This is a genomic window from Pseudomonas amygdali (assembly GCF_002699855.1).
In the GTDB taxonomy this organism is placed as follows: domain Bacteria; phylum Pseudomonadota; class Gammaproteobacteria; order Pseudomonadales; family Pseudomonadaceae; genus Aquipseudomonas; species Aquipseudomonas amygdali.
The window spans coordinates 1-14,297 of record NZ_LKBW01000041.1; the positions used below are offsets into that span (position 1 = coordinate 1).

Consider the following 14,297-nt stretch of genomic DNA (forward strand, 5'->3'; position numbering starts at 1 on the left):
CCCGAGGGGGGTCAAAACTAAGTTGGCGATTTAGCACGGAAGGGGGTCACTTTTTAGTTGGCGTTGACAATCAGTGCATTCGAGCTGTCATGTCCAAGGCTCTCATTACCGTCAACATGGTTTTTAAGGTTGGATTGCCCTTGCTACTGAACGACCGGTAAAGCTGCTCTCGAGACAGACCTGTCTCACGCGCAAGCTCGGTCATCCATTTGGCCCTTGCGACAACTGAATCGACCCTGGTTTCGTAGACACCTCCAAGCCTCATAATGAGGCCCAAATAGGAGGTGCCATGAGTCGTCAGCGTTACCCCGAAGAATTCAAGATCGAAGCGGTCAAGCAAGTGACCGAAAAAGGCAAACCTGTGGCCGATGTCGCCCAGCGCCTGGGCATGTCCGTGCACAGCCTTTACGCCTGGATCAAGGTCTACAGCAAGCCCCAAGAGCAGCGTCAGCAAGATGACACTTATTCCTGCTGCGTGCGGGCACTAGGGCGACGGCGCAAATTCTGGCCGAGACTGCTGTTTAAAGCCTGTCGAGCAGTGCTGATCGCTTGCTCCGCACCCTGCAACGCATGCTGACTATGGCGATTGGCACTCGCCTGCATAACCGGCGCAAGGTTGCCGCGCATGAATGTCTGCAGGCTCGTTGGCTTAGGGTTACCTTCGCGGAAGTTATTCTTTGCGTTGATTGCCGCAAACTGCGTCTGAGCACCGATGAATGAGGCCGCAAGGCTGTAGGCACCGAGAAATCCGACAACCGCATTGGGGATATGACCTGCGCCGCCGCAGATCGCTGCAGCGAGTTTATTGACGATCGAGGGTGTGAACTGGCCAGCCAGGCCGAACATGGATACGTCCGTGGAGACCTTCTGCGTCCACTGGGCCTTGAGTTCGCCCTGCTTTGCGTACTTCACCTTGGTCATGTTTTCCAATACGTGCATGCCGCCGCTATTTACGCAGTCGTCGAAAGCCTTCTTTACTTCTCCGTCCGGCAAATCGGTCAAGAAGTTCGGATTCCCTTCGCGGATGGCTTGAGTCACCGCAGACATGTCGGCCGACAGCGCCTTATAGCGTTCGACTTTTGCGCGGATCTCGGGAGGAGTGATGCTCGAAGTGTTTTCAGGCAAGGCATTGAGCGCATGCCCCGCCTCGCTGATTTCGACGCCAAGCACTTTTTGTCGCTGTTTCAGGTTCTCTTGGGTCGACTTGACCATGTACTCCGACACCGAAGTGAAGACCCCGCGCAGCTTCGCTTGGTCGACGTCGCGGTCCGGGTCCATTTCCTCACCGGCCAAATAGCGCTGCTTACCTTCGGGCGTGAAGGCGTCGTAGAACACGATAGCTGCCTTGACATTGAATTTCTGCTTGTTCCGCTCGTCCAGGCCAGCCATAGGCGACTGTAATAGCGAGATCGCTGCCGCATAGGAGGTACCGACAGCCGGACTTGCGAGCGCGTTGAGCCCCTCAAAATGGCTTTTCCGGTCAAGAGCAGGATTCATGCGTGTCGGTATCTCGTCTCTCTTCAGACCTGACAGTCCGGAGGTCAACGTACCGCCCGACGCGCGGAGACTGCGCGGGATGCGCTGCCAATCATTTCCTTCCTTCTGGCGAAGGTTTGAAAACTCGGCTTTCAGCGTAGTCTCGCGTTGCTCAAGCATGTTCGGGCGGCTTGCCTCTTCCAAGGCTCTAAGTGATTCCCGAGTCTGCGGAGCGGTGTTCTGCAGCGCATTATTGACGCCCTCTAGGGCCTCGCGCAGACAATTGAAGTGGGTATCGCTCAAATGATCGAAAAACAATTCAAGTCCTTCGTCCGTTTCGAGAAACTTCGGATCCCTTATCCCCACCGACGTAATCGCGGCCTGCACAGCATCATCGAAAGAAGTCAGAGCACGACGCGTGTCCTCGTTCAGGCCCTCCAGAGTCTGGGCTGCGGCATCCAACCAGATCTCGTCATTGACTTCGCCTTTGGCCAGCACGGTTGCCGCATTACGTCCGCGGATGTTGTCGCACAACGAAACAATGGCAGGCTGAATGCCGCCGGCCATGAACGGCTTGGCGGCCGCGAACGCAAGCGCGCTGCCGAAACCAGACCACGGTCCGTGGACGGCGCCGATGAAGCTTGACGCACCGAACGTAAGCATACTGGGTAACGCGCTGCTGATAGGGTTTGGCAGGCCAGAGTTGAAGCTGAACTTTAGGAAATTGTTCACATCACCGCCATGCATGCCCCTAGAGGCATATGCCATTACACGGATCGCATCGTCGTCTATCCGAGCAGTCATGGTCTTCGCGCAGATGTTCTCATGGCCTTCGCTGGCGTGGCGCTCGTCGTGTACCCGAAAAGTTTCGCAGAGCTTAAGGTAGAGGTCAGGGTGCGTGGGCGCATTTTTGGCGGCCAGATAGGCAGTCTGCAATTGGCTGAGGTCTTCCGGCTTGCGCGACATCACAGTCGTCCCGTCCGGTATGACCTTGGCCGCCGCCGTGATGTCTCTAACGCGCGCCGTGGTAAGTTGCTCTGCGGTCTGCGTCGTTGCAGCGGTGGCCTGCATTCCCTCTGTTTGCGTGATGCCACTTATTTCATGAGAGCATGACGCTTCTTGCCCAAGATTGGTTAGAGGATTGTAGTGTTGTGTTGCACTAACTGATTGAACGGGCTTCATCGCTGCCTCGACATTGTTGTTCATTTGACCAGCCGGCAAGAGCCGACGCCCCGCCAATGAGTGTTCGAAATCACAGGAGGGTTCCAAAGACAGCTTCGAAACAGAGTCTGATAATAGACTTGGCAGGATTGCTGGGCCGCTGCACAGCCAAAGCGCTGAGGGACATTTTATGAACGAGATTCCTACCCCTGTCACGGGGTTCATAACGTGTCGTGTACTGAGCCGCCTCAGGCCAAAGACAATGTATGACTATCCCATTCTGGTTTGGATCGAATTCGAGCGACAGTGAGATGATTCAGTCCAATTGATTTCCCGGGGAGGGCACACAGGAACCCTGATCACAAATGCTAGAAGGGTGAACATCTTACGCAACGAATGGGACATGCGGTCGGTGAACTCATCACCCGACTAAGCCGTCATGCCTTGATGGCTGGTGGGCGGATCCACAGAGACGATCCGTATGCCTCGGTTATCGATTGCCTTCTTGGGGAGCCTAGAGAATTCGGAAAAAATCGTACGCTAAGGTTTTCCGAGCTGTCGTAACGGCCTGAATTTACCGTCTTCCAGCTTGCGGCTCTGCCGCCAAACGTAATCGCCGGTCAGGTTGATGTGCTCCCAGCCCAACGGCGACAGGTACTGATACAGGTCGGGTTGTAAGCCGGAATCCCAGAAATTCCCGTCACCCAGTTCCAAGTCCAGCCATGAGTACATCCAAGCGGCGGTCTCGACGAGAGCGACAGACCTTATGCATAGGAATTTAAAAATGTCTATGCATCAAGATGGAACTTTTTCTTGCTCGTTGCCACACACTCTAATTTTGCAGGATCAGTTACCCTGCAAGCCAGTAAGCGGAGAAAATCAGCATATGGTGAGTATCAACAGAGCAGGGTCATCTGGCGCTTATTTAGGTGGGTACACAGAGTCTGAGCGAGCGCTCGCGACTCTAGCAGCGCTAGACCCTCGAACAGTCCGCAGGTACCGCCTACTTCGACGGCTCCAGCAGGGCGTGAGATGCTTTTGCTACGGTCCACTGAGTTGTCGCGCCGAACCAGAGAGCGGCTCGAGCAGAGCTTTTCGACAGCGGAGGAAGACAAGCAGCAGGCTACTAGCATCGTTCAACGTGGCAGAACGGGGGTCAGGTCAGGGGCTGGTCTTCATCGGTTAGAAATACTTACTCACCAATCTGTGGAACGCGGCTGTTCATCGTCCAAGGCCTTGAGTAGTTCAGATGACGACGTGTCCTCTGCTGAGTCCTCTGAGGCGGATATCGACGCAGTATTTAACTATAGAATTGCAGCGTTGAATAATGCGAACGCTAGTCAATCTTGTATGGGCTTGGCAATCCAATGGCTGCGATTGCGTGATGAGGGGGAGGCGAGTTACAGAATGGAGGCGCTGGATCTTGACCATGCTTCAGACATCCAGAACCAATACGAAAATGCAGCAGGTTCAGTGAGCGGGTCGCGGGAGCAGCGAGAAGCAGGTCGAATATCGGCGCGCAAAACCCTTTTGCGAAGTCAAGATTTGCAGCCTGTAGGTGAACCCTCGGTATTCCATGCGGATCGGCAATCGACCGCATTGCAAAAAATTGCGCGCGATGGTAGCGCCCATTTGATCAGCTTGTGCTTTGAAAACAATGGAAAGCGTGTAAGGCATGCCATCACTGCTTCCAGCTCCGAAGGCAGTGTGAACGTCTTTGATCCAAACTATGGCGAGTTCTCTACCACTTTACCGGAGTTGCCTTCGATGTTCCAGAATCTGATGACCAGATACGGCAGTCGACTGAATGGGCACCTGCAATTGGAGAGCATGGTTATTCAGCGTGTGGAGTGACGCAGCTCGATGTATAGGGATTTCAAAGTTCCTATACAGTGCAGTCCGCCGAAAAAGGCATCCTGGCCAAGTAACGTGGAGCTTACCGGGCTCGCAAGAAGACCCTGTCAGACGAACAGGCCGTCGCAGTCCGGCAACTGGGCTTCCGGGAACCGAAAGCCCAGTTGGCTCGTGAGTTCGGTATAAATAGGGAAACCCTCTACCAATACCTTCGCACGGATGACTGACACATGCCCCGTCGCTCGATCCTCTCGGCCAGTGAGCGCGACACCCTGCTTGCACTACCGGACAGCCAAGATGACCTGATCCGCTATTACACCTTCAACGAGTCCGACCTGTCGCTGATCCGTCAGCGACGGGGTGATGCCAATCGCCTCGGCTTTGCCGTGCAACTTTGTCTGTTGCGCTATCCCGGTTACGCGCTGGCCAGCGACAGCTTGCTGCCCGATCCGGTCATTGAGTGGGTGGCCCGACAGGTTCAGGCAGCTCCAGACAGTTGGGCAAAGTACGGTGAGCGCGATGTCACCCGCCGTGAACACGCCCAAGAGCTGCGCACCTATCTCGGCTTGTTGCCATTCGGGCTGTCGGACTTTCGTGCCTTGGTACGCGAGCTGACCGACCTGGCCCATCAGACCGACAAAGGCCTTTTACTGGCCGGGCAGGCTCTCGAGAGTCTGCGTCAGCAAAAACGAATCTTGCCCACCCTGACGGTGATCGATCGTGCCTGCTCCGAAGCCGTGGCACGAGCCAATCGTAGGATCTACCGTACCTTGATCGAGCCGCTGAATCAGTCACATCGCAACAAGCTCGACGAACTGTTAACCCTCAAGGCGGGTAGCAACAGCACCTGGCTGACTTGGCTGCGGCAGTCACCGTTGAAAGCGAATTCGCGACACATGATGGAGCACATCGAGCGGCTGAAGATTTTCCAACTGGTGGCCCTGCCTGAAGGGCTCGACCGGCAGATCCACCAGAACCGCTTGCTCAAGCTTGCCCATGAAGGTGGGCAGATGACACCGCACGATCTAGGCAAGTTCGAGAACGAAGGGCGCTACGCCACCCTGGTGGCCATGGTGCTGGAGAGCACCGCAACGGTGACAGATGAACTGGTGGAGCTGCACGACCGCATCCTGATCAAGCTGTTCAGCAGCGCCAAGAAAAAGCATCAGCAGCAGTTCCAGAAACAGGGTAAGGCGATCAACGACAAGGTGCGCTTGTACTCGAAGATAGGACAGGCCCTGCTGGACGCCAAAGCCTCGGGCGAAGATCCCTTCACCGTCATCAAGGCGGTCATGCCATGGGATGAGTTCGCTCAAAGCGTCACTGATGCCGAGCTGCTGGCCTGCCCAGAGGCCTTCGACCATCTGCACCTGGTCAGCGAGAACTTCAATACGCTGCGCCGCTACACTCCGGCCTTTCTGGAGGTTCTTCAGTTGCGGGCCGCACCAGCAGCGCAACGTGTGCTGGATGCCATCCAGCAGCTGCGCGAGATGAACGCAGACAATTGTCGGATGCGCCGACCGTGTTCATCAAGCCCCGCTGGAAACCGCTCGTAATCACGCCGGAGGGCATTGACCGGCGCTTTTACGAAATATGCGCCTTGTCCGAGCTGAAAAACGCGCTGCGCTCCGGTGACATCTGGGTCAAGGGGGCCCGGCAGTTTCGTGACTTTGAAGATTACCTGCTGCCACCCGCGAAGTTTACGGCGCTTAAGAAGGAACAGGCGCTGCCATTGGCGATCAACCCCAACAGCGACCAGTACCTGGAAGAGCGCTTGCAGCTACTGGATGAGCAGTTGGCCACCGTCGCCAAGCTAGCCAAGGACAATGAACTACCCGACGCGATGCTCACCGAGTTCGGACTGAAGATCACGCCGCTGGATGCGGCGGTACCGGACACCGCCCAAGCGCTGATCGACAAGACCAGTCAGCTACTGCCACGCATCAAAATCACCGAGCTGCTGATGGACGTGGACGAGTGGACGGGATTTACCCGTCACTTTACCCACCTGAAGGATAGGGCCCTAGCCAAGGATAAAACCCTGCTACTGTCCGCAATCCTCGGCGATGCAATCAACATCGGACTGACCAAAATGGCCGATTCGAGTCCGGGCATGACTTACGCCAATTTGTCGTGGCTGCAAGCCTGGCACATCCGCGACGAAACCTACGCGACGGCACTTGCCGAACTGGTCAACAGCCAGTTCAGTCATTCCTTCGCTGCCAACTGGGGAGACGGCACCACCTCATCGTCCGATGGCCAGCGCTTCCGCGCAAGCGGTCGAGGCGAAAGCACCGGGCACGTCAACCCGAAGTACGGCAACGAACCGGGGCGGTTGTTCTATACCCACATCTCCGATCAGTACGCACCGTTCAGCACTCGCGTGGTAAATGTCGGTGTTCGCGATTCAACCTATGTGCTCGATGGATTGCTGTATCACGAGTCAGATCTGCGGATCGAGGAGCACTACACTGATACTGCGGGCTTTACCGATCACGTCTTCGCCCTGATGCACCTGCTGGGCTTTCGTTTTGCCCCGCGCATCCGCGACCTTGGAGAAACCAAGCTGTATGTGCCACAGAGCGTGCAGGACTACCCGACACTGCGCCCAATGATCGGCGGCACGCTGAACATCAAGCACGTTCGCGCTCACTGGGACGAGATCCTGCGTCTGGCCGCTTCGATCAAACAGGGCACCATCACCGCCTCGTTGATGTTGCGCAAACTGGGCAGTTACCCACGCCAGAACGGACTAGCCGTGGCTCTGCGGGAGTTGGGCCGGATCGAGCGCACGCTGTTTATCCTGGACTGGCTGCAAAGTGTCGAGCTGCGCCGCCGTGTGCATGCAGGCCTGAACAAAGGCGAGGCGCGCAACGCCTTGGCCAGGGCGGTGTTCTTCAATCGCCTCGGTGAAATCAGGGATCGGAGCTTCGAGCAGCAGCGCTATCGGGCCAGCGGATTGAACCTGGTGACCGCCGCCATCGTGCTGTGGAACACGGTCTACCTGGAGCGGGCCACCCAAGGGCTGACTGACGCCGGAAAGCCGGTGAATACCGATCTGTATCAGTACCTGTCGCCGTTGGGCTGGGAGCAACCGGCGATTACGTTTGGCGGCAGAGCCGCAAGCTGGAAGACGGTAAATTCAGGCCGTTACGACAGCTCGGAAAACCTTAGCGTACGATTTTTTCCGAATTCTCTAGGCTCCCCTTTAATGGTCAAGCACTGGTCAAGAGGTTATCGCGATAGGGGAATACCGATAAAGTACTAGGTTCTGTACGAAAAGTCGGCGAGCGAAGGTCAGGCAAGGCAAAAACAGGCGAGGAAGCGGAGTCTACGTGTTGTAAATGAGCATTCCGAGCCTGTTTTTAACGCAGCATCACCGAGCACAGCCACTTTACGTACATAGCCTAGTTTAGAAGCTGGGGTGGGCCCACGATATCCACCATCTGGATCAGTAGGGCGCGGTGAGCCGTTTGTGGAAGTAGAGTGAGCCGAAGTTGTATCCCGTGCGGCAACAAACCGATGAGCAAGGCCCTTACTGAACGCACGGCGCGTGCATGGGTTGTCGATATTGGCGGCGAACCACTCGACCGCCGCCGGCATCAAGGCCAGGTGCTGGAACTCAGCGGCAACATCTTCGGCTTTATCGTCCAAAAAAACTAGTTTTTTGAACGATAAACATGCTTTCGCAAAGTCACTGGATCAAGTACGAACCCAATTAAGATCTACATCAACCTCAATGCCCGCGATGCGACCTTTGTTACTGTGCTGCCAAATTGACCAGCTTTTACCTGCTACCTCCCATGAAGCTGGAACCTTAGGTTCACTGACATCCCAATTAGCGATCCACAGAGGGTATTCACCAAATGCATATTTTTCTCCTGAAATATGATTCATCCAGAAGTTATTATCGCAATATATAAATGGTTTTTTCTCTTTAGGATTTTTTCATTATCCAATAAAGTTAGCAGTTTGTAAAGGTTATCAGCCATTTCGTCCGGGGTAGCTTTTTCGTTACCTTCGAGCTCCGCATCGATTGCAAAAAACTCAGTAGATGCATCGAAACCGGCAGCAGTAAGTGTACTAACTATGTTATCTCGTTGTGCTTCCGGCGAGCTACTGAGCGCACGAAAGTAATGATATGCCCCCGTTCTAATTCCGACGGCTCTAGCGTCAGTACGATACGTGGTGTATTTTTTGTCCTGTACGGTAGCGCCTTCTGTTGCCTTGATAAAGGCATACTCAACACCAGCATCAAAAACTTTTTTAAAATCAATATCACCTTGAAAGTGCGATAGATCAATACCTTTCTTAATTATGCTCATGAATCTCTCCTGTTTTTCGTGTCTGAGAATTTTAAAACCATTTATAATTGGCGGACCAGTCGGAATATATGTGTTTTTGTCTAAGCCCAGGAAGATTTTTATTTATTTAAAACCTAGTTGCTGCCCCCTTGTAAACCAATACTCCCAAAGCATTGCTGGAACGAAAACCGAATAAGTCTGCAGTTCCTTAAACGGCAGCCCAAGCTATGAGTGGCTGCTTTTCTACTGTTGGTTCAACGTTATCTACTGCGCGTCGGAATTTTCGGTGCGGCAAGTGCAGCACAGGTCTTCTTCGGATTTTTCCATTGGGAATCTCATGCAAGGTGCGTACGGGCAAAACTCGCCGCCAGCGGCTCGGCTCTAGCAACCTGCGTGGCTGTGCATGAAAAAGCTAACGTTCATCGTCATTTCCTTTAGATAGAGTGAAGACTGCCGCCAGGCGGTGGCAGGCCAACGGCAGGGGCATGTAGGATGTAGGCTTGCTCGGCGTGACTCCATTCGAGGTAGCTTTCAACCTCCAAAACGGGGGGTAGGGAGCAATGGAACTGAAAGCCAACGTAAGGCATGGTTAGAGTTTGCTAATCCCCTCAGATTTTGGGGATTAGCGAACTTTGATTTTCTGAACGAGTTTATGGCACCGCTTTTTAGGGTGATATAACCTACTGTGGCGCTCGCTGAAGCGGCATCATAAAACGTGGTTTTATCGTATTGGCCAGGCTGCATTAGGCGTTACGGACAGGCACTGGGCTTAAGTGCACTTTCTGTTACGTTGTTCCCCAAGCCCCGACAATACAATATTAGATGTCAGCCCAGCGAAGCTTCAGGTAGTCGACCACCTGCTGAGTCTGTGAGGCCCGCAGAAACATATGTCGAAATAACATGCACCCGGAAACCTCAGTCAGAGAATCATTCAGGTCAAGCTGACGGGTAATTTCAGGCACGCCCCCCTCGACAGTCCAGTCGGGCTCGGTTTCTGATGCCGTTCCCACTTTATACAGAGCCATACCAATATATAATGCTGTGCCGGTTCCGCTGACCGTATCCGCCCACCACTGTGTGATGACATCATAACGGGCAACCTCACGGGCAAACGGCCAGTAGACCTGCGGGGCGATATAATCAATGATGCCGTCAATGACCCATTTCCGTGTGTCTGCATACGCGAAATCGTAATTAGACGCACCGGCCTGCGTATCGGACCCCAGCGGGTCGTCAGATTTATTCCGCCAGACGCCTGCCGGGCTGACGCCAAACAAGACATCTGCTTTTACGGCGGCTATTTTCTTATGGCATGTATCAACCAGCGAATAAGTGTTATTCCGCCGCCAGTCGGCCTTCGTGGTAAAGTTAGTGTTGTATTTCTGGTAGGTGGCATCATCCTGCAGCAGCGAGCTTGCAGTTTCATTATAAAAATAATCATCGAATTGAATGGCATCAACATCGTATTTAGTGACAATTTCTTCAACAATACTACTAACCCACGTCTGAACTTCAGGTATGCCGGGGTTGAGAACAAAGCGGTTCGCTGCGGTTCCCGTCCATTCAGGATGCGTTTTAAACACACTGGCCGGGGAGTCAGATGATGAGTTGTTCAGCTCTTCGATTGTGGCGTCGCTGGCGTTCATTGATAGGCGGTACGGGTTCACCCATGCGTGCAGCTCAATATTGCGTGCATGCGCCTGCTCGATAGCATAAGCCAGTGGGTCAAAGCCGGGATTCTTCCCGAGCGTACCCGTCAGATACTTCGACCATGGAAGCAGGTCTGATGCGTAGAATGCATCTGCGCAGGGAACAACCTGGAATATGATGACATTCATTTTCATTGCCACAATCTCATCAAGAATGCCGGTCAATTCTTCTTTCTGTTTACTGACACGTGCAGCCTCATCAGTGATGGCCACAGATGAGACTGACGGCCAGTCAAGATTCGTAACTGTCGCGACCCAAGTCGCCTTGAGGTTTTTGTTCGCAGTTGCCATTGCGGTATCTCCTTTGTAAAGGGTTCTGAGTGAACGAAGAACGCCTGCTCTCACAGGCGTTTTTCAGGCATCGTATGGGAGCGGCGTGTCAGCTCAGTTGCACGTCTTTCATCGCAGGAATATAACCGTAGTCATATTCTTCCTGCACGAACGAGCGATCCCCTTTCAAGAGGATTCTCACCGTCGGCGCTTCGGTCCCGCCGATACGATAGTCCTCGCCTTCGGTGGGCACGCTGTCGATGAAAGAAGTTACCAGACCGTTTGGCATGACGCAGTGCGAATACGTCTGGAAAGGCTGCTCGGGCGGATTGCCGAGCACCAGGCCGGAAGCGTTCATGGGCCGGTACGGACCGAACAAATGTTCGCCGACAAAACCGTACACCCCGTCTGGCCCTTCAAGACCTTCGGCATACGTAAACTTGTGACTGATGGTGAACAAGTAATACTTGCCGTCTTGAAACACGTAATGCGGACGTTCGGTCTGATCGTTAACGCCAACCGCAGTTACCAACGGTGGGAGTATTTCCCACTCTTCACCACTGAGATCCTTTGCGACCGCCAGACCGATACAACCCACCTGGAATCTGGCACCCCCCACGTCTTCGTGACCCGGTGGCACAGGGCCAAGTTCGGCAGCCCCTACTGTGTGCGAGCCGCGTTCACCGGCGACATTGCCTTCAAACACCATGTACAACTTGCCGTCATTGGGATCAATGAACGGACTGGGATCGCGAAAGTTCCAGCTCGAGTTCTGCGCTTCGGTTTGATAATACGTGCCGTCGGCCTCGAACAGTTTTTTGACCTGGGTAAAGTCTTTCAACTCAACGCCTTGATCGGACGTCACAATACGGCCACGTACCTTGGCGATCGCTGCGCCGGGCGTGACGCAGGTGTAATAGAGATCAATATCGCCTTTGTCATTCAACAGTATGGGTGTGCCCGCCCACTCTCGAGTGGTGGGCGATACCCCCTCGGCCATTACACGGCCACCAAAAATCCAGTCCTTGCCGGTACGCGAGTACCAATAGCACATGCGTGCGCGGCCATGTCGATCTTCCCAGTCACGCTTGATGTCATAGCGACCGTCGGGCCCCAGGTACTGAGGGTCGTCAGGATGGCGGTCCGCCGTCAGGGTGATGATCACTGACCAGCCGTTGACCGAAACCACCGTGCCGTCGAGCTCTCGCAGCGGCATGGTGTCCCAGATAAATACCGTATCACTCATGACCGGAAAGTCCGCACTGACCAATGGCTGCGTCGTGGTCGGGTCATTTTCATTGACCTTCAGCGCATCGGCGCGGGACCAGACAGTAGGTGGGTATTTGATGTTATCTACGAGAGGACTATTTTGGAGCTGGCTTACAGCAGAGTTGCTATTGTACATAATTGATACCTTTAAATAGTTGTGGGAGGCAGCAGCGACGCTGCTGTACCTCTCTCGCTCAAAGGCGATAACTCAAGGCTCACGGCCTTCACATGATTCAATGTCCCGCAGCGGGGGCACTTAATCTGGAGTTCGGTGTAGTCACCCATGCGAAGCAGCAGCTTCTTGCACTGCCCGCATCTATAGTCTTTCAACACTTGCACTGGTCTCCTTTTGCTTCGCCCAAAGAAAAACCCCGCCTGGGCGGGGTTTGGGTAATCGCAATTTACCGGTCGGTGCTGTTGAAAAGCCCGTATCCGGCGGCTGCCCTGAGGCGCAAATCGCATATCGTGGTGCCTTTTTACCTCCCTCCGGAAAGGCTGGAAAGGGGCAGTTTCGGGGTGGGTCGAGTTTGGCCGGAGTTCAACACCAGTTCGACCACAGTTGCGCCATTGGCCCGGATAAACGGTACGTGTAGCGGCTTGCAATCGAAAACCGCTGGCTCACATTAATTGCGACTATCAGTAGCCGCTGGCTCGGATTATGTGCCACTCAGCTCATGGTATTTGCGACCAGTGTCGGTTTCTGAAATAAACGCGACATCTGATTGGCGAAGGCCTCAATCGGCTGTTTTAAATTTTCGAAATAGCTGCGACGGCTGAGGGCAATTAATGCGACTGTTTAGGGAAGACAGACGTTGAGCGAGTCCGGCTAACCAAACGTGCGCTCGTCATCCGGCGCCTCAATCCACACGAGTGTTTCGGCGAACGTTATCGGCGGGCTGTAGAAGTAGCCTTGGACCATCGTGCAGCCCAGACTCGTCAGCGCGTTCAGCTCGTCCTGCGTCTCGACACCCTCGATCACGCATCCTAATGACATGTCCAGGCTTAGGGCCACCAGCGACTTGACGATCTTGTAGCTGGCCGGATTGTCATGCACGCACCTCACAAAACTGCGATCAATCTTCAGTTTGGTCAGCGGCAAGGCGTGCAACTGGCTGAGACTAGTGTAACCGGTGCCAAAGTCGTCAAGGGAAATCCCGCAACCCAACTGACGGAACCGGAGGATAGCCTGTTGAACCTGGTCAATGTCCTGCATGACAGCCGTTTCGGTGATTTCCAGATCAAGTCGTGAGGCGTCAAAACCACTGTTTTCGATTATATCGACAATTCTCTTGACGCTTTCCCAGGTCGCGCAGTCATGGGCCGACAAATTGAACGACAGCCTGATCGGCGACGGCCAGGACAATGCTCGCTGTAGCGCCTGCGTTAACAAAGGGGCGGTCAGCTCGTTGATCATGCCGATCCGCTCGGCAATCGGAATGAAATGCGCAGGCGATACCGCGCCGAGTACTGGACTGTCCCAGCGTGCCAGCGCCTCGAAAGCCACTGTTTCGCGTGTACAGCTTTCAATGATCGGCTGAAACAAAACGTGAAACTCCGTCTTCAGATTCGCCCGCCGCAATGCCTGCTCGGTTACGCCATCGGCACTAAGTTGTTCACGGTGACTGGCCGAAAATATGCAAGTGGACCCGGGGTTGTGATTCTTGCCTTGGTAAAGGGCGTAGTCGGCATATTCAAACAATTGGGTAGCATTGTCGGCGGTAGCTGGATACGTTGCGAAACCCAGAGTCGCGCCGATCTGGATCGGTATTTCCGAGAGTTCGAAACTTTCATGCATCAACGTGCAAAGGTGCTTGCCGAACATCAGTAACGCCTCGTTACTGATGTCGCCCTTGATGACCAGCGCGAATTCGTCACCGCCCAGCCTAGACACGTGCACGGTATCGCTCGCAGCAGTGGTCAGCCGTTCAGCGACCAGCATCAGCAGCCGGTCACCGACACTATGGCCATACAGGTCGTTGACAGGCTTGAACCCGTCCAGATCCAGCACACCCACCGCTAGCCCGCTCCGCTGTAGCAGTGCCTCGTTCATCGCCGTATCCAGTGTCTGGAAAAAATGCCGACGATTAGGTAGGCCGGTCAGGCTGTCCCGATTGGCCAACAACAGGTTCGCGTTGCTCAGTTGTTCAGTCTTGAACTGGGCGTTCACTAGGCTGGTGAAGTCGCGGTACTGATGGCGAAGAATGATCAGCATGCCGATTGATACCAGCACGATACTTGCCGCCGTGGCGATAAA

General features: G+C 54.4%; 9 protein-coding genes and 4 pseudogenes. 5 read left to right on the top strand and 8 right to left on the bottom strand.

Annotation, left to right across the window (positions count from 1 at the left end; all coding sequences use genetic code 11):
- Window positions 1-70: 70 nt before the first annotated feature.
- Window positions 71-379, bottom strand: coding sequence for an addiction module antidote protein (locus AO277_RS29550; RefSeq protein WP_371411865.1), 309 nt, complete (start codon window positions 377-379; stop codon window positions 71-73).
- On the opposite strand from AO277_RS29550, the pseudogene AO277_RS04795 reads away from it, so the two are divergent.
- Window positions 290-487: pseudogene (locus AO277_RS04795) on the top strand (transposase); the annotation flags it as partial. The gene AO277_RS29550 and the pseudogene AO277_RS04795 overlap by 90 nt on opposite strands.
- Here the strand turns inward: AO277_RS04795 and AO277_RS04800 are convergent.
- Both AO277_RS04800 and AO277_RS04810 read right to left on the bottom strand, forming a co-directional pair.
- Window positions 463-2,682: a hypothetical protein gene (locus AO277_RS04800; RefSeq protein ID WP_044319518.1), complete on the bottom strand. Its 2,220-nt coding sequence runs from the start codon at window positions 2,680-2,682 to the stop codon at window positions 463-465. The pseudogene AO277_RS04795 and the gene AO277_RS04800 overlap by 25 nt on opposite strands.
- A gap of 495 nt (window positions 2,683-3,177) precedes the next feature.
- Complete coding sequence (locus AO277_RS04810) at window positions 3,178-3,369, bottom strand: hypothetical protein (protein ID WP_044319517.1); 192 nt, start codon at window positions 3,367-3,369, stop codon at window positions 3,178-3,180.
- A 300-nt stretch (window positions 3,370-3,669) separates the two neighbouring features.
- Between AO277_RS04810 and AO277_RS04815 the strand changes: the two genes are divergently transcribed.
- From AO277_RS04815 to AO277_RS29555, 4 genes and pseudogenes are all read left to right on the top strand, one after another.
- A complete protein-coding gene (locus AO277_RS04815) occupies window positions 3,670-4,491 on the top strand; it encodes a C58 family peptidase (protein ID WP_044319516.1) in 822 nt (273 codons plus the stop codon).
- A gap of 74 nt (window positions 4,492-4,565) precedes the next feature.
- A pseudogene (locus tag AO277_RS04820) lies at window positions 4,566-4,718 on the top strand (helix-turn-helix domain-containing protein); the annotation flags it as partial.
- A gap of 3 nt (window positions 4,719-4,721) precedes the next feature.
- Window positions 4,722-7,665: pseudogene (locus AO277_RS04825) on the top strand (Tn3 family transposase).
- Between the two features lie 348 nt (window positions 7,666-8,013).
- A complete protein-coding gene (locus AO277_RS29555) occupies window positions 8,014-8,154 on the top strand; it encodes a hypothetical protein (protein ID WP_005730672.1) in 141 nt (46 codons plus the stop codon).
- 39 nt (window positions 8,155-8,193) lie between these two features.
- On the opposite strand, the pseudogene AO277_RS04840 reads toward AO277_RS29555, so the two are convergent.
- From AO277_RS04840 to AO277_RS04865, 5 genes and pseudogenes are all read right to left on the bottom strand, one after another.
- A pseudogene (locus AO277_RS04840) lies at window positions 8,194-8,816 on the bottom strand (glycoside hydrolase family 25 protein).
- 797 nt (window positions 8,817-9,613) lie between these two features.
- Window positions 9,614-10,795, bottom strand: coding sequence for a glycoside hydrolase family 10-like protein (locus AO277_RS04845; RefSeq protein WP_044319515.1), 1,182 nt, complete (start codon window positions 10,793-10,795; stop codon window positions 9,614-9,616).
- Between the two features lie 88 nt (window positions 10,796-10,883).
- A complete protein-coding gene (locus tag AO277_RS04850; protein WP_044319514.1) occupies window positions 10,884-12,179 on the bottom strand; it encodes a glycoside hydrolase family 68 protein in 1,296 nt (431 codons plus the stop codon).
- Window positions 12,180-12,190: 11 nt separating this feature from the next.
- Window positions 12,191-12,376 (bottom strand): Com family DNA-binding transcriptional regulator, encoded by a 186-nt coding sequence (locus AO277_RS04855; protein WP_080268116.1) that lies wholly within the window; start codon window positions 12,374-12,376, stop codon window positions 12,191-12,193.
- Between the two features lie 493 nt (window positions 12,377-12,869).
- Window positions 12,870-14,297, bottom strand: a 1,428-nt coding sequence (locus tag AO277_RS04865) for a putative bifunctional diguanylate cyclase/phosphodiesterase (RefSeq protein WP_099258772.1), incomplete at its 5' end; no start/stop codon positions are given.

Coding starts and splice junctions, on each gene's coding strand:
- AO277_RS04800 (WP_044319518.1), bottom strand. CDS start 2,682: ATGAACAACAATGTCGAGGCAGCGATGAAGCCCGTTCAATCAGTTAGT.
- AO277_RS04815 (WP_044319516.1), top strand. CDS start 3,670: ATGCTTTTGCTACGGTCCACTGAGTTGTCGCGCCGAACCAGAGAGCGG.
- AO277_RS04850 (WP_044319514.1), bottom strand. CDS start 12,179: ATGTACAATAGCAACTCTGCTGTAAGCCAGCTCCAAAATAGTCCTCTC.
- AO277_RS29555 (WP_005730672.1), top strand. CDS start 8,014: ATGAGCAAGGCCCTTACTGAACGCACGGCGCGTGCATGGGTTGTCGAT.
- AO277_RS04810 (WP_044319517.1), bottom strand. CDS start 3,369: ATGTACTCATGGCTGGACTTGGAACTGGGTGACGGGAATTTCTGGGAT.
- AO277_RS04845 (WP_044319515.1), bottom strand. CDS start 10,795: ATGGCAACTGCGAACAAAAACCTCAAGGCGACTTGGGTCGCGACAGTT.